We start from the raw sequence: 16,960 nt of genomic DNA on the forward strand, positions 1-16,960 counted from the left end.
ATGTTCGAGAAAATCCTGATCGCCAACCGCGGCGAAATCGCCTGCCGGGTCATCAAGACCGCGCGGCGTCTCGGCATTGCCACGGTCGCCGTCTATTCGGAAGCCGACGCCGGCGCCGCCCACGTCGACCTGGCCGACGAGGCCTGGCCGATCGGGCCGGCGCCGGCGCGCGAAAGCTATCTCGTCGGCGCCCGCATCATCGAGGTCGCCAGGCGCGCCGGCGCCCAGGCGATTCACCCGGGCTATGGTTTCCTGAGCGAGAACGCGGCGTTTGCCGAGGCCTGTGCCGCGGCCGGCATCGTCTTCATCGGGCCGCCGGTCGGCGCGATCCGGGCCATGGGCTCCAAATCCGCGGCCAAGGCCCTGATGGAGAAGTCCGGCGTGCCGATGGTGCCCGGCTATCATGGTGCCGACCAGGATCCCGCCGTGCTGCGCGAGGCCGCTGAGCGCATCGGCTACCCGGTGCTGATCAAGGCCTCGGCCGGCGGCGGCGGCAAGGGCATGCGCGTGGTGGAGCAGGCGGGCGATCTCGATGCCGCCATCGCCTCGGCCAAGCGCGAGGCCAAGTCGTCCTTCGGCGACGACCAGGTGCTGATCGAGAAGTACCTGACCCGGCCGCGCCATATCGAAATCCAGGTCTTCGCCGACAGCCACGGCAACACCGTCTCGCTGTTCGAGCGCGACTGTTCGATCCAGCGCCGCCACCAGAAGGTGCTGGAAGAGGCGCCGGCGCCGGGCCTGAGCCCTGCGCGCCGCAAGGTGATGGGCGAGGCGGCCTGCGCCGCCGCCAAGGCGGTCGGCTATGTCGGCGCCGGCACGGTCGAGTTCATCGCCGAGGGCGACCAGTTCTATTTCATGGAGATGAACACCCGCCTGCAGGTCGAACACCCGGTAACCGAGATGATCACCGGCCTGGACCTGGTCGAGTGGCAGTTGCTGGTGGCCGCGGGGGGCACGCTGCCCCGGACCCAGGAGCAACTCTCGATCAGCGGCCATGCCATCGAGGCGCGGGTCTATGCCGAGGACCCGGCCCGGGCCTTCCTGCCCTCGATCGGCACCTTGCACCATCTGCATGCGCCGGCCGAGAGCGCCCATGTCCGCGTCGACACCGGCGTGCGCGCGGGCGATGCCATCGGCATCCACTACGACCCGATGATCGCCAAGCTGATCGTCTGGGACACCGACCGTGATGCCGCGGCGCGGCGCCTGTCGGCCGCGCTGGCGGATTACGAGGTGGTGGGGGTGCAGACCAACATCGCCTTCCTCAAGAGCATCGTCGATCACCAGGCGTTCCGCGCTGCCGACCTGGACACCGGCTTCATCGGCCGTCATGACGAGGCCCTGCGCCCGCCCGCCGGGCCGGTGCCCCGGCGGGCGCTGGCGACGGCCGCCCTGCGGGCCTTGACCGATCAGGCCCGGGTGGCGGCGGCACGGGCGCGGGGCTCGCTCGATCCCTATTCGCCCTGGAACACCCTGGGGGCCTGGCGGGCCAATGGCGACGGCTACCAGGGCCTGGAATTCCTGGCCGGCAATGAAACCATCCAGGTCCGCGCCCGCCCCAAAGCCGACGGCAGCTATGTCCTGGACTTGCCCGAGGTCTCGGTCCAGGCCCGGGTGATCGGCGAGGCGGCCGGCCGCCTGACCGTGCTGTTCGACGGCGTGAAGCGCCAGGTCTGCGTCGTGCGGCACGGCGACGATATCACCGTGCTGCACGACGGCGTCAGCCACCACCTGCTGCTGGTCGATCCGCTGGCCCCGCCCGATGCGGCCGCCGCGGGGGCCGGCCACCTGACCGCGCCCATGCCGGGCCAGGTGATCCAGGTCCTGGTCGCGGCCGGGGCCGAGGTGACACGCGGCGCGCCCCTGCTGGTGCTGGAGGCGATGAAGATGGAACACACCATCGTCGCCCCCAAGGACGGCACCATCGAGGCGGTCCACTATGCCCAGGGCGACCAGGTGCAGGAAGGGGCCGAGTTGATCACCTTCGTCGACGAGGGCGCGCCATGACCATGCTCGCCCACGTCCGCATCGTCGAGGTCGGCCCGCGCGACGGCTTGCAGAACGAGGCCGGCGTGGTGCCGCTGGCCGACAAGGTGGCCCTGATCGAGGCCCTGGCGGAAGCGGGCTTGCCCGTGGTCGAATCCGGCAGCTTCGTCTCGCCCAAATGGGTGCCCCAGATGGCCGATACCGACCAGGTGCTGGCGCGGCTGCGCCGCAAGCCGGGGGTCAGCTACCCGGTGCTGGTGCCCAACATGAAGGGGCTGGAGGCGGCGATCGCCGCCGGCGCCACCGAAATCGCCGTGTTCGGCGCGGCCTCGGAGAGTTTTTCCAACAAGAACATCAATTGTTCCATCGCCGAGAGCCTGGAACGCTTCGCGCCCGTCTGCGCCGCGGCCCTGGCCGCGGGCGTCAAGGTGCGCGGCTATGTCTCCTGCGTGCTGGGCTGTCCCTATGAAGGGGCGATTGCGCCGGCGGCGGTGGCGCGGGTGGCCAAGGCCTTGAGCGATCTGGGCTGCTACGAGATTTCCCTGGGCGATACCATCGGGGTGGGCACGCCGGGCCGGGCGCGGGTCATGGTGCGGGCGGTGACGGAACTGGTGCCGGTCGAGCGCCTGGCCGTGCATTTCCACGACACCTACGGCCAGGCCCTGGCCAATATCCTGGCCTGCCTGGACCTGGGCATCGGCACCGTCGACAGCGCGGTCGCGGGCCTGGGCGGCTGCCCCTATGCCAAGGGCGCGTCGGGCAATGTCGCGACCGAGGATGTGGTCTACATGCTCAACGGGTTGGGGATCGAGACCGGCGTCGACCTGGGCCGCGTGGCGGCGGCGGGGCGAGCTATTTTGAAGGTTCTGGGACGGCCGCCGGCATCCAAGGTGGCCCAGGTTCTGGCCAAGCGCGACGCCTGACAGAGCGCGCGGACAGGGAGGCAACAATGAACACCATCGCCATGAGCTATGTCAGCGGCCCCTCCAGTGCCCCCCTGCTGGGCATCACCATCGGCCAGGCCCTGGACCGGGCGGCCGAGGCCTGGCCGGATCGCCCGGCGCTGATCGACCGCGGCCAGGATGTCCGCTGGACTTGGGGGCAGCTCAAGGCCCAGGCCGATGGTTTCGCCGCCGGCCTGCTGGCCTTAGGGTTGAGGCCGGGCGACCGCATCGGCATCTGGTCGCTCAATCGCTGGGAATGGACACTGACCCAGTTCGCGGCGGCCAAGGCCGGGCTGATCCTGGTCACCATCAATCCCGCCTACCGCCTGTCGGAACTCGAATACGCCCTGAACCTGGTGGGTTGTGTCGCCCTGGTGAGCGCGACCAGCTTCAAGACCAGCGACTATTTGGGGATGGTGAATGCCCTGGCGCCGGAACTGGCAGCGTCGCAGCCCGGCCACCTGCAAGCGGTGAAGCTGCCCTCCCTGCGCAGCGTGATCCAGATCGGCGGCCCGGCGGCGCCCGGCACCTTTCCCTTCGCCGGCGTCGCCGGCCTGGCCGGTCCCGATCATCACGCCGCCTTGCCCCGTGTTGGCGCGACGCTGCAATTCGACGATCCGGTCAATATCCAGTTCACTAGCGGCACCACCGGCTCGCCCAAGGGCGTCACGCTGACCCACCACAACATCCTCAACAACGGCTATTTCGTCGGCCGCGGCTGCGCCCTCACCGCGCAGGACCGGGTGTGCATTCCCGTGCCCCTCTATCATTGCTTCGGCATGGTCATGGGCAACCTGGCCTGTGTAACCTCTGGAGCATCCATGGTCTATCCCGGCGAAGGCTTCGATCCCTTGATGACCCTCGAGGCGGTGGCGGCGGAACACTGCACGGCGCTGTACGGCGTGCCCACCATGTTCATCGCGCAGCTCGATCATCCGCGCTTTGGCGACTTCGACCTCTCGTCCCTGCGCACCGGCATCATGGCCGGCTCGCCCTGCCCGATCGAGCTGATGAAGCGCGTGGTGGCGCAGATGAACGTTCGCGAAGTCACGATCTGCTACGGCATGACCGAGACCAGCCCGGTCAGCTTCCAGAGCGCGGTCGACGATCCCCTGGAACGCCGCGTGTCCACCGTCGGCCGCATCCACCCGCACCTGGAGGTGAAGGTGGTGGATGCGGAGGGGCGTGTGGTGCCCTGCGGCACCTCGGGCGAATTGTGCACGCGCGGCTATTCGGTCATGCGCGGCTATTGGAACCAGGCCGACAAGACCGCCGAGGCGGTGGATGCGGCGGGCTGGATGCACACGGGCGATCTCGCCACCATCGACGAGGAAGGCTTCTGCAACATCGTCGGCCGGATCAAGGACCTGATCATCCGCGGCGGCGAGAATGTCTACCCGCGCGAGGTCGAGGAATATCTCTACCGCCATCCCAAGATCGCCGACGTGCAGGTCTTCGGCGTCGCCGATCAGAAATACGGCGAGGAACTGTGCGCCTGGATCAAGCTGCGCGAGGGCGAGGCCATGACGGCGGAAGACGTGCGCGGTTTCTGCCACGGCCAGATTGCGCACCAGAAGATCCCGCGCTATGTCCGCTTCGTCGACGACTTTCCCATGACCGTGACCGGCAAGATGCAGAAGTATCTGATGCGCCAGGCCATGGAGGCCGAGCTGGGCCTTGTCCGCGAGAAAACCGCATGACCCGCACCGTCGGCTCGCACGGGCCGACCACCTCGTTGGCGATCCGCAAGGCCGGCCTGCGCCTGATCACCGAACACGGCTTCGAGGCCATGAGCCTGCGGCAACTGGCGGCCGAGGTCGGGCTGCAGACCGCTTCGCTCTACAACCACATCAAGACCAAGCAGCACCTGCTGTTCGAACTGATCCACGAGCATCTGACCGCCCTGCTGGAACAGACCGACGCGGCCCTGGCGCAGGTGGCGGGGGAGAGCCCGACGCGGCGTTTGGAGCGCTTCGTGCTGCACCACCTGACCTATCACATGGAAAAGAAGCGCGAGGTCTTCGTCGCCAATTTCGAGCTGCGCGGCCTGAGCCCTGAGAACTACAAGGTGATTGTCGCCCTGCGCCGGCGCTACGAGGCCAGGCTTATCGCGATCCTGGACGAGGGCGTGGCGGCCGGGATGTTCGACCTGCTCGACACCCAGGTCGCCGCCTATGCCATCCTGGCCATGCTGACCGGGGCCTGCACCTGGTACCGGCCCGACGGCCGCCTGTCGACCGATGACGTGGTCATGCTGCACACCAAGATGCTGCTGAACGGCTGCCTGCATCTGGCGGGTGGGAACACCCCTTCCTGACGTCATTCCGGCGAAGGCCGGAATCCATGGCCGGGACAGGCGAGATGCGGCCGGTTTTCCTGGTCGGGCGGTCCGCGTTGCATCGGAATGGATCCCGGCCTGCGCCGGGATGACGCTGAGAGGTAGTAGGTGCCAAAATGCGACGGATTGCACGACACATCGGCCGGCTGACCCTGGGGCGGCCGCGCTTTTCGCTGGCGGGGCTGGTGGTGGCGCTGGCGTTCCTGGTGCTGCCGCACGACCTGGCCGAGGGGATGCGCCCGGTCATCGCCTGGGACCTGGGTATGCTGGTCTACCTGGCTGGCACCTGGTCGATGATGTTTCGGGCCGACGAGGCGGCGATCCGCGCCCGGGCGCGGGCGCATGATGTCGGCCAGTGGGTGATCCTGGGCCTGATGTTCTTCGGCATCGTCGCCTCGATGGCGGCGCTGGTCGATTTCCTGCGCCTGGCGCAAAGGGACCTGTCGGGCGGCGGCGGGCTGGACCTGGCGCTGGCGGGCTGGACCATGCTGTCGACCTTCGCCATGTTCCATACCCTGTTCGCCGTCCACTATGCCCACGACTATTACGCGGCGCCCGACAATGCCCCGCCGCTGGACTTTCCCGGCGACGACGCGCCCGACTATGGCGACTTCCTCTATTTCTCCTTCGTCGTCGGCTTGACCGCCCAGGTCTCGGACGTGGTCGTGCGCAGCAAGCGCCTGCGCCGGGCGGTGCTGGCCCACGGTGTGGTCTCGTTCTTCTTCAACACCGTGCTGCTGGCGCTGATGGTCAATATCGCCGCAGGATTGCTGGGTTGACGCCATAATTTCGCCGGCTGGGCGGGCCAGGGTCAGCCCATGGGGTGGATCTTTCGCATCATCGGGCGGCTTGCCGCGCTGGTCATCGGCCTGCCGGTCGCCGTCGCGCTGCTTTACGGTGCCGGCGCCCTGCTCGGCGCCTTGTCCCTCCAAGGGGCGCCCGGCGGGGCGCCGGCCGATGGCGTCCAGGTCTTCGTCGTCTCCAACGGCTTCCACACCGACATCGTCGTGCCCATGCAGGCGCAAGAAGTCGACTGGGCGCTGGAACTGCGGCCAGAACATTTCAACGGGGCGAACCCGGTGGCGGCCAGCCACGCCGGCTTTGGCTGGGGCGACCGCGGCTTCTACCTGCAGACGCCGACCCTGGCCGATGTCGAGCCGGACGTGGCCTTCGCGGCGCTCTTCGCCTCCAGCGGCAGCCTGATGCATGTGACCTTGTGGGGCGGCACGCCCGTGCCCGGCCCCAATGTCCGCCCGCTGCGCCTGACGCCGGCGCAGTATGCTCAATTGACCGCCAACCTGCGGGCCGCGTTCCAGCGCGATACGGCCGGCGCGGTACGGCCGATCCCGGGCGCCGGCTACCACTATTACGACGCCTTCTACGAAGGGGTGGGGACCTATTCCCTGTTCGAGACCTGCAATGAATGGACGGCGGCGCAATTGCGGCGGATCGGCGTGGCGGTGGGCTGGTGGGCGCCGTTTCCCTTCGGTGTGATGTGGCATCTCTAGCCCGACTCAGCACGCACCCCTAAGGTGGGGCCATGGCAGGCACGAAGCAGACAAAAGGCACAGGCGCGCGGCGGGGACGCCCGGTCGCCACGGTAAAACGCGGCCAGCGGATCGACCGGCTGGACCGCCGGGCGACGCCGCCCAAAGCCGGCGGCGACAGGGGCGGCAATGGGGGCGGCGGCTGGCTGCGGGGCCGGCGCCCGCTCTACTGGCTGGCGGTGGCGGGCCTGTGGACGGGGATCGCCATCGCCGCGATGGTCGCCTTCTTCGCCTGGGACCTGCCCTCGATGGACCGGCTGAACCAGATCGACCGGCGCCCGGCCGTGCGCCTGGTCGCGGCCGACGGCACCACCTTCGCGACCGTGGGCGATCTCTACGGCGAGGCCCTGGCCCTGAACGACTATCCCGACGTGCTGGTCAAGGCGGTGCTGGCGATCGAGGATCGCCGCTTCTTCGATCACGGCGGCTTCGATCCCCTGGGGATTTTGCGCGCGATGTTCCACAACATCATGGACGGGCGGGTAACCCAGGGCGGCTCCACCATCAGCCAGCAGACCGCCAAGACCGTGTTCCTGTCACCCGAGCGCTCGGTCCGGCGCAAGGTGCAGGAAGCGATCCTGACCCTCCAGCTCGAAAGCCGGCTCAGCAAGGACCAGATCCTGGCCCTCTACCTCAACCGGGTCTATCTGGGGGCGGGCGCCTATGGCATGGACGGCGCGGCACGGCGCTATTTCGGCCATTCGGCCCGGCAGATGACGCTGGCCGAGGCGGCGATGCTGGCCGGCCTGATGAAGGCGCCGTCGCGCTATTCGCCCCTGGCCGACTACAAGGCGGCGAGCGACCGCGCCGGCGTGGTCCTCCAGGCCATGGTCGATGCCGATTTCATCACCGCCGACCAGGCGGCGGCGGCCAAGGCGCTGCCGGCGCGCCTCGCCGCCCGCCCCGCCAGTAATGATGCCCGTTACTTCGTCGACTGGGTGGTCGATCAGGTGGCGGACTATGCCGGGCCCGAGGCGGGCGACCTGATCGTCTCGACCACCCTGGACCTGAAGCTCCAGCGCGCGGCCGAGACGGCGCTCGACACCGTGCTCGACAGCGACGGGCTGAAGCTGGAGGTCGAGCAGGGCGCCCTGGTCGCCATGGCGCCGGACGGGGCCGTGCGCGCCATGATCGGCGGGCGCGACTATGCCGCCTCACCCTTCAACCGGGCGACGAGGGCGCTGCGCCAGCCCGGCTCCGCCTTCAAGCTGTTCGTCTATCTCGCCGCCTTCGAGGCCGGCCTCACCCCCGATACCACCATGGTCGACGCGCCGGTGGAAATCGCCGGCTATCGCCCGTCCAACCTGGAACCGGGCTATGCCGGGGAGATGACCCTGACCTCGGCCTTCGCCCGTTCGGTCAACACCATCGCCGTGCGCCTGCTGGGCCGGGTGGGCGCCCGGAAGGTGGTGGAGATGGCCAAGCGCCTGGGGGTTACCTCCGAGATCCCGGCCAATGCCTCGATCGCGCTGGGCAGTGCCGAGGTGACGCCGCTGGAACTGACCGCCGCCTACGGCGTCATGGCCAACGGCGGCCGCGCGGTCTTCGCCCACGGTATCCGCGAGATCCGCACCGCCGACGGCACCGTGCTCTACCGGCGCGATGCCGGGGCGGCGGCGCGCATCGTCAACGAACAGGTCGTCGGCCGGATGAACCGCCTGCTGACAGCGGTGATCAACGGCGGCACCGGCAAGGCGGCGCAACTGGGCCGGCCCGCGGGCGGCAAGACCGGCACCAGCCAGGACTACCGCAACGCCTGGTTCGTCGGCTTCACCGGCAACCTGGTGGCGGGGGTCTGGATCGGCAACGACGACGGCAGCCCGATGAAGAAGGTCACCGGCGGCGGCCTGCCGGCGCGGATCTGGAAGGCCTTCATGACCGAGGCGCTGCAAGGCGCCCCGGCGACGCCGCTGCCCGACATGCAGGAAGACCAGGACCTGCTCGACCGCCTGGTCGATTTCCTGGGCGGCGGCGAAAGCGTGCCGGCCGATCCCGGCCTGGCCGTCGAGGACGGCGCCGCCCCGCCCGCGGCACCCACGCGCCCGCGCGCGGCGCCGATCCCGGACTATCCGGTGGACCGCAACCGGTAACATCGAGGCGACTACCGGGGCGCAGAACAGTAACCTCTTTCGTCATCCCGGCGTAGGCCGGGATCCACTGTCGTGCAGGGGCTGGGACACAAGACCAGTGTTGCGATGCTGCCCGAGCCCGCCATTCCAGTGGATCCCGGCCTTCGCCGGGATGACGGTTAGGGGTGTAAGAGCGGTCGCCCTTCAACGGGCACGTCAAGTCGCCATCGGCACGCCGTGATCCTTGTCGTCGGTCAGGATCTCGAAGGCCGCGCGGTGGGTGGTGCGCAGTAACAAGGGCGGTTGCCCGGTGCGTTCGAGGGTAAGGTCACAGGCAGCGATCTTGGAATTCAGGCAGGTGTGGCTGCCGCCGGGCGGGTTGTAGTAGGTCAGGCCGACGAAGTCCCCGGGTGTCGCCTCGAAGCGGCCGTGCATGGCCACGCCCGGTGCGCGGCTGCTGAAATCCCAATGGAAGTAACCCCAGCGGCCACGGGCACGCAGGGCTTGGGCGATGGTGTTCAGGCGGTATTCCTCGCGGCCCACCCGCAGCACCAGGATGGTCAGGGGCGGGGTCCAGATCGGGCCCAGCTTCAGCCGGGCGGTGATCACCTCGAGGAAGGCGTCGGGCTGGTCGTCGAAGCCCACCACCTGGCCCCAGGCATAGGTGTCGGTGTGCTTGGACCCCCAATTGTGATTCTCGCTGCCTACCCAATCCTCGATCGGCCAGGACACGCCGTCGACCTCCAGGCTGCCGCTGAAGCGCACGAAGGGGCGTGGCGTCACCGCCTTGGCCTTGGGCAGGCGCGCGGCATAGTAGCCCTCGGGCAGGAACAGCACGGGCGCGCCGCCGCCCTCGTAGCGCAGGTCCCAGCGCAAGCGGTGGGGCGCCTGCACTTCGCCCTCTAATCGGCCGGGTGTCAGCGCGGCCGCGCCGATGCGCACGTCCAGGCCGCCGTCGCCGAACCGGCAGGCGGCCAGGGGGATCTCGCTCTTGCCGGCCCGGATGCCGGCGTGCTCGTCGAAGCGGATCGCCCACAATTCGCCGATGGCCTGCTCGGGCCGGCCGTGCGGCGAAAAGATCGTGTAGCGGATCCAGAATGCCTGCCTGGTGGTCGGATGGTTGGCGCGCAGGAACCAGCTCTCGTAATGGCCCGGGCGCTGGCCGGCCTGGTAGCGCATGCGCTGCCAGGGCGTCGGGTCGGGGGGCGGGCTGGTCGTCGTCATCGCACACCAAGGGTCGATCGTTCTGGCCGCTATCGAGCCAGGCATTTTCCAGGGCCGTCAATTACTCACCACCGCCATGCACGCGCACCGGGTGGTGAAGCCGCCGGTCTTCCTGTCGTATAGCGATACGCGACGAGGGGAGAGGGCCGTGACCCAGCTCGAAAAAGCCGTGAAGTTCCAGGCCCTGCATGCCAGGCCGGGGGCCTTCGTGATTCCCAATCCCTGGGATGCGGGCTCGGCCCGGATTCTCTCGGCACTGGGTTTCGAGGCGCTGGCGACGACCAGTGCCGGCCTGGCCTTCGCGCTGGGCCGCCGCGACGGCGAAGGCGCGATCAGCCGGGACGAGACCCTGGCCAACGCGAAACTGATCGCCGAGGCGACCGATCTGCCTGTCGCCGCCGATCTGGAGAATGGCTTTGGCGATGCGCCCGAGGCGGCGGCGCAAACCATCCGCCTGGCTGCCGGGGCCGGCCTGGTCGGCGGCTCGATCGAGGATGCGACGGGCAACGCCGACCGGCCGATCTATGATTTCACCCGTGCGGTCGAGCGGGTCGCCGCTGCCGTCGAGGCGGCGCGGGCGCTGCCTTTTCCCTTCACCTTCGTCGCCCGGGCCGAGAATTTCCTGCACGGCCGGCCCGACCTCGACGACACGATCCGCCGTCTTCAGGCGTTCGAGGCGGCCGGTGCCGATGCCCTCTTTGCCCCCGGCCTGCCGGGGATCGAGGCCATTCGCACTGTCTGTGCCGCGGTCGGCAAGCCGGTGAACGTGGTCATGGGCCTGAAAGGCATGACCTATTCCGTGGCCGACCTGGCCGCCGCCGGGGTGCGCCGGATCAGCCTGGGCAGTGCGCTCGCCCGCGCCGCCCTGGGCGGTTTCGTGCGCGCGGCGCAGGAGATCAGCGAGCACGGCACCTTCGGCTTCGCCGACCAGGCCCTGCCCTTCGCGCAGGCCAACGACTTCATGTCCCACGGATCAGGAGACCGGTAAACGATGCCCGATACCACGAGCCTGCTGACCTTTTCCCTGGTGGCGCTGGGCATGGTGCTGACGCCCGGGCCCAATATGGTCTATCTCGTCTCGCGCTCGATCTGCCAGGGGCGGGTGGCGGGCCTGATCTCGCTGGGCGGGGTGGCGCTGGGCTTCGTCTTCTACATCCTGTGCGCGGGGCTGGGCATCACCGCCCTGGTCTTTGCCGTGCCTTACGCCCATGACGCGCTGCGCCTGGCCGGGGCCTGCTACCTCCTCTACCTGGCGTGGCAGACGGTGAAGCCGGGCGGGCGCTCGCCCTTCCAGGTGCGGGCCTTGCCCCAGGACAGCCCGCGCAAGCTGTTCGTCATGGGGCTGGTGACCAACCTGCTGAACCCCAAGATCGCCATGCTGTACCTGTCGCTGCTGCCCCAGTTCATCGACCCCGACCGGGGCAGTATCTTCGGCCAGACGCTGGCGCTGGGCGCGGTGCAGGTCGCCATCAGCGTCTCGGTCAACACCTTGATCGCGCTCACCGCCGGCTCGGTCGCCGGTTTCCTGGCCGGCCGGCCGCTGTGGCTGGTGGTGCAGCGCTGGCTCATGGGTACGGTGCTGGCTGGCCTCGCGCTGAAGATGGCGACCGAGGCGCAGCGCTGAGCGCGGTGGCTCAGCCGTAGCGGTGCAGGGCGGCGCCGTTGGCGCGCAGCCAGGCGCGGGCCTCGTCGGCATCGTCGACCAGTTGGTCGACCAGGGCCCAGAAGCGCGGGGCGTGGCTGAACACCGTGAGGTGGGCCACCTCATGGGCGACGACATAGTCGAGGACATAGGCCGGCGCCAGGATCAGGCGCCAGGAGAAGGAAAGCTCGCCCCGGGGCGAACAACTGCCCCAGCGGGTGGAAGGGTCGCGCAGGGTCAGGCCACGGATTTCCTTCTCGGTCTGCGCGGCATAACGCTCGGCCCGGCGCTTGATCTCGGCCCGCGCCCGGGCGCGCAGGAAATCGTGTACCCGGCGCGAAAAATGCTCCAGGTCGCCGGTAACGTGGATCTCGCTGCCCTCGATCCAGGCGGCGCCGCGGCGGGTGGCGGTGCCCGGCGGGACATGGACCAGGCGGTGGGTTTCGCCCAGCACCGGCACCTTGGCGCCGCGGCGGAAATGGATCTTGGGCGGCATGCTGGCCAGGCGCTCGGCAATCCAACTCGAATTGCCGATGGCAAAGGACAGGCCTTCGCGCTGCGAAACCCGGCTGGGCAGGGTGAGCACCACCACCTCGCGCCGCTGATCGACCCGCAGCAACAGCCGGCGGGCCCGGTCGGACTTGCGCAATTCAACCGGAATGGGTGTGCCTTCGATATCCAGAAACAGCTCGCTCACGGGGGTGGTCCTACCTCGAACGTCGTTACTCCGGTCGGTCCAGTTTGACCAATCGGCCCCGTTTAGGTTCGCTGCGGGAGACGCAAGCATCGAACCTGGCGGTGCGCGGTCTGGGTCTATGGCGGCAGTCTAGCAGGGCGCCGCGAAGCGACGCGAGTCGTCTTTGCTGCCGTGCCGCATTATCCCGCCCCCAGGATCCCGCCGGCCGCCGCAGCAATCGGAATGAACGTTCATTCCGGTTGCTGGCGCCTGATCGCAGCGCCCTTCGAAACCGCCTACTCTAAAATTACGGCGCTTGCGCAAATCGCGAAATCGGGTATCGTGCGCGGAATGAACGTTCATTCCGAACTTTGACGGCGTGGCGTGACACGGATATGACGGGGGCTCGCCTCCAGGAGATCGGGATCGTGACGGTTGACGGCGGAGACGGGATGGCCAGGGCGGCGGCGCTGGTCGCGCTGCAGGGGGCGGGGGCTCCGCTCGCTGCCGGCGGCCGGGCGGCCGGGATCATCGAGGCGGCCCTGGCCCTGTTTGCCCAGCGCGGCTTCGATGCCACCTCGGTGCCGGAAATCGCCGCGGCCGCCAAGGTCGGCACCGGCACCATCTACCGCTATTTCGACACCAAGGAAGCCCTGGGCAATGCCGCCTGGCAGGCGGCCAAGCGCAGCCTGGCCCTGGCGATCGCCCCGGTATTCACCGCCCCGCCCGCGCCCGGCACCCCGGCCGACCAATGCCGGGCCCGCTTCATGGGGCTGTGGAAGGCCGGCGGCACCTTTGCCCGCGAGTGGCCGGCCGCCTTCCACTTCCTGGAATTCCACCACGAACCGCGCTTCCTCGACCGGCAGAGCCTGCGCCTGTCGGAGCAGATGATGGCGCCGATCCACGGCTGGATCGCCGATGCGCAAGCCAAGGGCGTGATGGTGCCGCTGCACGGCGAGGCGCTGGCGGCCCTGGTCTGGGGCGCCCTGGGCGGGCTCGTCCGCCACACCGTGATGATGAACCAGCCGCTCGACGATCGCCTGCTCGAAGAAACCGGGGCCGCGCAATGGCATGCCGTGGCCGCCCCCGCCGTATCCGCCCCTGTCGTATCGCTTGGCACCGCCTGACCCCTCGAACAATCCTCAAGGAGAGCCCTCATGACCACCACCCGGCCGCTGGCCCTCGTCACCGGTGCCTCGAGCGGCATCGGCAGCGATCTTGCCCGCGAACTGGCCGCCGACGGCCACGACCTCATCCTGGTCGCCCGCAGCGAGCCGGCGCTCCAGGCCCTGGCCCAGGAACTGGCCGGCAAGCACGGCGTGACCGCGACCGTGATCCTGGCCGACCTGGGCGATCCCGCGGCCCCCGCCGCCTGTTCGACGAGATCGCGGCCCGTGGCCTGACGGTCGACGTGCTGGTCAACAATGCCGGCTTCGGCGACGGCAACGACTTCCACCAGGCGCCGCGCGACAAGACCCTGGGCATGATCCAGGTGAACATCACGGCGCTGACCGACCTGATGCACGCCTTCCTGCCCGGCATGGTGGCGCGCGGCCGCGGCCGCATCCTCAATGTCGCCTCGACCGCGGCCTTCCAGCCGGGGCCCAGCATGGCGGTCTATTGCGCCACCAAGGCCTACGTGCTCAGCCTGTCGGAAGGGGTGGGCGAGGAATTGCGCGGCACCGGCGTCAGCGTGACGGCGCTGTGCCCCGGGCCGACCCGGACCAATTTCATGGAGGTCGCCAACGTCGCCGACAATGCCCTGTTCCAGAAGGGCTATGTCCCGGTGATGACCTCGGCCAGCGTCGCCACCATCGGCTACGATGCCATGAAGCGCGGGCAGATGATCGCCATCGCCGGCTTTGCCAACAAGGTCGGCGCCTTCTCCAACCGGCTGATGCCGCGCGTGGTGATCCGGCGCCTGACCAAGCGCCTGCTGGCCTCGGGTCGGCACTAGGGCCAAAAAATGGCACCGCCGCCCCAAGCGACGCTTGCGCGCGGCGGTGGCGGCGTCCCATCATGCTTGATGAGGAAGCAATAAGCGGGAGGGCACCCATGACCGTCGAACTGATCCTGAAGATAAAGGGGAGCGATGTCGTCACCGTCGGCCCCGAGGATTCGATCGAGGCCACGGCCAGTCTGCTCAGCGCCCGCAAGATCGGCGCGGTGGTGGTCAAGGACCGCGAGGGCGGGGTGATCGGCGTGCTGTCGGAACGCGACGTGGTGCGCGGCATCGCCCAGGCCGGTGCTGCCGCCCTGACCAAGCCGGTGAAGGAACTGATGACCGGCAAGGTCGTCTCGTGCCGGCTGCAGGACAGCGTCACCGAAGTCATGGGCCGCATGACCGACCGCCGCATCCGTCACCTGCCGGTGATCGAGGACGGCAAGCTGGTCGGCATGATCTCGATCGGCGACGTGGTCAAACAGCGCATCGACGAAGCCCTGCTCGAGGCCGACGAGCTGAAGCGCTACATCGCCACCGGCTGATGGGCCCGCGGCAGCGGCGCGGGGTAAGGCCAGGGGGTGGCAATCGATCATGGCTCTTGTTGTCGACTGGCGGCGTGATCTTCACGGTGCCGCGCGTCTGGCCTTCACCGGCGTCGACCGGGTGACCGGCATCGTCGAGGCCATGCACGCCAATATCGCCGGCCGGGCCCTGCCCTTGGGGGCCGGTACCGACGGGCGGACCCGGGGCATCACCGGCCTGGTCTACCGCACCATCCAGACGATCAACGGCGGGCTCGGCGCCGGGGTCGACCGCGGCTTTGCCCTGCTGGGCCAGGGCCGGCCGGCCCTGCCCGGCCCGGTCGCGGACCGCCGGCGCGAAGCCTGGCTGGCCGCCCTCAACGGCGTGATCGGCGATCATCTGGACGAGACTGTCAACCCGCTGGCCATTCCCATGACCTTCCGCCGCGGCGGGCAGGCGCTCGACCTCGAGCCCCAGGCCCTGCGGGCGCGCCTGGGCAGGGTCGGGGGCCACCTGCTGGTCCAGGTCCACGGCCTGTGCATGAACGACCTGCAATGGCACCGCAAGGATCACGATCACGGCGACCGCCTGGCTGGAACCTTCAAGGTTGTCCCGGTCAAGCTGCACTACAACACCGGGCGTCACATCTCGCTGAACGGCCGCGATTTCGCGCTGCTGCTGGACAGGCTGGTGGCGGCCTGGCCGGTGCCGGTCGAGCGCATCACCCTGCTGGGCCACAGCATGGGCGGCCTGGTCACCCGCGCCGCCTGCGCCCATGCCCGGCAGGCGGGGCTGTCCTGGCTCGACCGCGTGGGCGAGATCGTCTACCTGGGCACGCCCCATCACGGCGCCCCGCTCGAGCGCGGCGGCCACTGGCTGCAGACGACCGCCGAGATCAGCCCCTATCTCGCCCCCATCGCCCGGTTGGGCCGCTTGCGCTCGGCCGGGGTCACCGACCTGCGTCACGGCAATATCGCCGACGAGGACTGGGCCCAGGGCGACCGTTTCGCCCGTGCCGCCGGCCGGCGCCGGCACCCGCTGCCGCTGGCTTCCGGGATCCGCCACTTCGCCGTCGCGGCCAGCCTGGGACAGGCTGCCGGGGACGCCAAGGACCGCCTGATCGGCGACGGCCTGGTGCCGCTGGACAGTGCCCTGGGCCGTCATCCCGACCCGGCCTGGCGCCTGGATTTCGCGCCCGAGCATAGCTTGACCCTGTTCGAGACCAGCCACTGGGACCTGTTGTCGTCGCCGGCGGTGGCCGACCGGCTGGTGTCCTGGCTCGGGTCATGAAGGTTACCCTCGACCTCGACGTGCTGGTCGTCGAGGGCAAGCTGACGCCGGAGGAAGCCGAACGCCTGGCCACCCTGGGCCGGCGCTCGACCGGCATGCTGGCCTTCAACCTGCTGGTCGGCTTCGGGGTCCTGGCGGTGGCGGCGGGGGTGCTGGCCCTGGTGCCGGCCGCCGCCACGGCAATCGCCATCGGCCTGGTCGTGGCGGCGGTGGGCCTGATCGTCGACCGCACCGCCGCCGACGACTGGGGCCTGCTGGCCCAGATCTGCATCATCGTCGGCGCCCTGATCGCGGCCGGCGGTGCGCTGACCGAGGGCGCGTTCGGCGCCCCGGCCTTCCTGGCGGTGGCGCTGGTCTACGGCATCACGGCGGTATTGGCGGGCAGCAACCTGCTGGCCGCCCTGGCGATCCTGGCGGTGTCGGGGGCCGTGGGGGCGCAGGCCGGCTATCTGGGCGCGGCCACCTACGGCGTGATGATCCCCGATTCGAGCCTGGCCATCGTGGTCATGCTGGTCCTGGGCGGGGCTTTGCTGGGCCTCTCCCGGCTCGTCGCGGCGTCGGCGGCGGTGCTTGCCCGGGTCGGCGCGGCAACGGCCATGATCGTGGCCAACTTCGGCTTCTGGGTCGGCTCGCTGTGGGGTGATGAAATCGATCTGGGCGGGGCCCAACCCTATGCCGTGCCCGAAATGGCCTTCATCATCGCCTGGGCCGTGGTCCTGCTGGTGGTGGCGATCCTGGCGGCGCGGGCCGGGGCCCGCTGGACCCTGAACTGCGCCG

General features: G+C 69.4%; 17 protein-coding genes (1 of these 17 cut by a window edge). 15 read left to right on the forward strand and 2 right to left on the reverse strand.

Going from position 1 to position 16,960, the window contains the following annotated elements; translation table 11 throughout:
- The 7 genes from D3874_RS24775 to D3874_RS24805 all read left to right on the forward strand — a co-directional run bounded on the left by D3874_RS24775 (position 1) and on the right by D3874_RS24805 (position 8,905).
- Positions 1 to 2,007 carry an acetyl/propionyl/methylcrotonyl-CoA carboxylase subunit alpha gene (locus D3874_RS24775; protein WP_119782484.1) on the forward strand — a complete coding sequence of 669 codons (2,007 nt, stop codon included), beginning with the start codon at positions 1 to 3 and terminating at the stop codon, positions 2,005 to 2,007.
- Positions 2,004 to 2,909: a hydroxymethylglutaryl-CoA lyase gene (locus D3874_RS24780; RefSeq protein ID WP_119782009.1), complete on the forward strand. Its 906-nt coding sequence runs from the start codon at positions 2,004 to 2,006 to the stop codon at positions 2,907 to 2,909. Before D3874_RS24775 ends, D3874_RS24780 begins: the two co-directional genes overlap by 4 nt.
- 26 nt (positions 2,910 to 2,935) lie before the next feature.
- Complete coding sequence (locus D3874_RS24785; RefSeq protein WP_119782011.1) at positions 2,936 to 4,630, forward strand: AMP-binding protein; 1,695 nt, start codon at positions 2,936 to 2,938, stop codon at positions 4,628 to 4,630.
- Entirely contained in the window at positions 4,627 to 5,247 is a 621-nt protein-coding gene (locus D3874_RS24790) for a TetR/AcrR family transcriptional regulator (protein ID WP_119782013.1), read from the forward strand. Before D3874_RS24785 ends, D3874_RS24790 begins: the two co-directional genes overlap by 4 nt.
- Before the next feature lie 137 nt (positions 5,248 to 5,384).
- A complete protein-coding gene (locus D3874_RS24795; protein WP_119782014.1) occupies positions 5,385 to 6,047 on the forward strand; it encodes a DUF1345 domain-containing protein in 663 nt (220 codons plus the stop codon).
- Between the two features lie 39 nt (positions 6,048 to 6,086).
- On the forward strand, positions 6,087 to 6,776 hold the full coding sequence (locus D3874_RS24800; RefSeq protein WP_119782016.1) for a TIGR02117 family protein: 690 nt from the start codon (positions 6,087 to 6,089) through the stop codon (positions 6,774 to 6,776).
- 32 nt (positions 6,777 to 6,808) lie between these two features.
- Complete coding sequence (locus D3874_RS24805; RefSeq protein ID WP_119782018.1) at positions 6,809 to 8,905, forward strand: transglycosylase domain-containing protein; 2,097 nt, start codon at positions 6,809 to 6,811, stop codon at positions 8,903 to 8,905.
- Positions 8,906 to 9,100: 195 nt separating this feature from the next.
- On the opposite strand, the gene D3874_RS24810 is transcribed toward D3874_RS24805, so the two are convergent.
- Positions 9,101 to 10,108: a hypothetical protein gene (locus D3874_RS24810; protein ID WP_199699247.1), complete on the reverse strand. Its 1,008-nt coding sequence runs from the start codon at positions 10,106 to 10,108 to the stop codon at positions 9,101 to 9,103.
- Positions 10,109 to 10,256: 148 nt separating this feature from the next.
- Here D3874_RS24810 and D3874_RS24815 point away from each other — a divergent pair, with 148 nt between their 5' ends.
- Both D3874_RS24815 and D3874_RS24820 read left to right on the forward strand, forming a co-directional pair.
- Complete coding sequence (locus D3874_RS24815) at positions 10,257 to 11,096, forward strand: isocitrate lyase/PEP mutase family protein (RefSeq protein ID WP_233560149.1); 840 nt, start codon at positions 10,257 to 10,259, stop codon at positions 11,094 to 11,096.
- 3 nt (positions 11,097 to 11,099) lie between these two features.
- Positions 11,100 to 11,732 carry a LysE family translocator gene (locus D3874_RS24820; protein WP_119782021.1) on the forward strand — a complete coding sequence of 211 codons (633 nt, stop codon included), beginning with the start codon at positions 11,100 to 11,102 and terminating at the stop codon, positions 11,730 to 11,732.
- Between the two features lie 10 nt (positions 11,733 to 11,742).
- Here the strand turns inward: D3874_RS24820 and D3874_RS24825 are convergent, their stop codons facing one another.
- Positions 11,743 to 12,447 (reverse strand): M48 family metallopeptidase, encoded by a 705-nt coding sequence (locus tag D3874_RS24825; RefSeq protein WP_158596207.1) that lies wholly within the window; start codon positions 12,445 to 12,447, stop codon positions 11,743 to 11,745.
- Positions 12,448 to 12,854: 407 nt separating this feature from the next.
- Here D3874_RS24825 and D3874_RS24830 point away from each other — a divergent pair, with 407 nt between their 5' ends.
- The 6 genes from D3874_RS24830 to D3874_RS24850 all read left to right on the forward strand — a co-directional run.
- Positions 12,855 to 13,553, forward strand: a complete 699-nt coding sequence (locus D3874_RS24830) for a TetR/AcrR family transcriptional regulator (RefSeq protein WP_147385854.1) — start codon at positions 12,855 to 12,857, stop codon at positions 13,551 to 13,553.
- A 30-nt stretch (positions 13,554 to 13,583) separates the two neighbouring features.
- A complete protein-coding gene (locus tag D3874_RS31390) occupies positions 13,584 to 13,829 on the forward strand; it encodes an SDR family NAD(P)-dependent oxidoreductase (protein WP_199699332.1) in 246 nt (81 codons plus the stop codon).
- Positions 13,830 to 13,837: 8 nt separating this feature from the next.
- Positions 13,838 to 14,383: an SDR family NAD(P)-dependent oxidoreductase gene (locus D3874_RS24835; protein ID WP_199699346.1), complete on the forward strand. Its 546-nt coding sequence runs from the start codon at positions 13,838 to 13,840 to the stop codon at positions 14,381 to 14,383.
- Between the two features lie 98 nt (positions 14,384 to 14,481).
- Positions 14,482 to 14,913: a CBS domain-containing protein gene (locus D3874_RS24840; protein WP_119782027.1), complete on the forward strand. Its 432-nt coding sequence runs from the start codon at positions 14,482 to 14,484 to the stop codon at positions 14,911 to 14,913.
- A 49-nt stretch (positions 14,914 to 14,962) separates the two neighbouring features.
- The gene (locus D3874_RS24845) at positions 14,963 to 16,183 is read left to right on the forward strand and encodes a lipase family alpha/beta hydrolase (protein WP_119782029.1); all 1,221 of its coding nucleotides are present in this window, start codon (positions 14,963 to 14,965) and stop codon (positions 16,181 to 16,183) included.
- Positions 16,180 to 16,960, forward strand: partial view of a hypothetical protein gene (locus D3874_RS24850; RefSeq protein ID WP_119782031.1) — the 5' portion only. It continues 140 nt past the right edge of the window; the window shows 781 of its 921 coding nt (coding positions 1–781); the start codon lies at positions 16,180 to 16,182; its stop codon lies off the right edge, out of view. Before D3874_RS24845 ends, D3874_RS24850 begins: the two co-directional genes overlap by 4 nt.

Source organism: Oleomonas cavernae (genome assembly GCF_003590945.1).
Classification (GTDB): Bacteria; Pseudomonadota; Alphaproteobacteria; order Zavarziniales; family Zavarziniaceae; genus Zavarzinia; species Zavarzinia cavernae.

Bases quoted from the DNA above. Each gene is read 5' to 3' on its own strand.
- D3874_RS24775 (WP_119782484.1), top strand. From the start codon at position 1: ATGTTCGAGAAAATCCTGATCGCCAACCGCGGCGAAATCGCCTGCCGG.
- D3874_RS24780 (WP_119782009.1), top strand. From the start codon at position 2,004: ATGACCATGCTCGCCCACGTCCGCATCGTCGAGGTCGGCCCGCGCGAC.
- D3874_RS24785 (WP_119782011.1), top strand. From the start codon at position 2,936: ATGAACACCATCGCCATGAGCTATGTCAGCGGCCCCTCCAGTGCCCCC.
- D3874_RS24790 (WP_119782013.1), top strand. From the start codon at position 4,627: ATGACCCGCACCGTCGGCTCGCACGGGCCGACCACCTCGTTGGCGATC.
- D3874_RS24795 (WP_119782014.1), top strand. From the start codon at position 5,385: ATGCGACGGATTGCACGACACATCGGCCGGCTGACCCTGGGGCGGCCG.
- D3874_RS24800 (WP_119782016.1), top strand. From the start codon at position 6,087: ATGGGGTGGATCTTTCGCATCATCGGGCGGCTTGCCGCGCTGGTCATC.
- D3874_RS24805 (WP_119782018.1), top strand. From the start codon at position 6,809: ATGGCAGGCACGAAGCAGACAAAAGGCACAGGCGCGCGGCGGGGACGC.
- D3874_RS24810 (WP_199699247.1), bottom strand. From the start codon at position 10,108: ATGACGACGACCAGCCCGCCCCCCGACCCGACGCCCTGGCAGCGCATG.
- D3874_RS24820 (WP_119782021.1), top strand. From the start codon at position 11,100: ATGCCCGATACCACGAGCCTGCTGACCTTTTCCCTGGTGGCGCTGGGC.
- D3874_RS31390 (WP_199699332.1), top strand. From the start codon at position 13,584: ATGACCACCACCCGGCCGCTGGCCCTCGTCACCGGTGCCTCGAGCGGC.
- D3874_RS24840 (WP_119782027.1), top strand. From the start codon at position 14,482: ATGACCGTCGAACTGATCCTGAAGATAAAGGGGAGCGATGTCGTCACC.
- D3874_RS24845 (WP_119782029.1), top strand. From the start codon at position 14,963: ATGGCTCTTGTTGTCGACTGGCGGCGTGATCTTCACGGTGCCGCGCGT.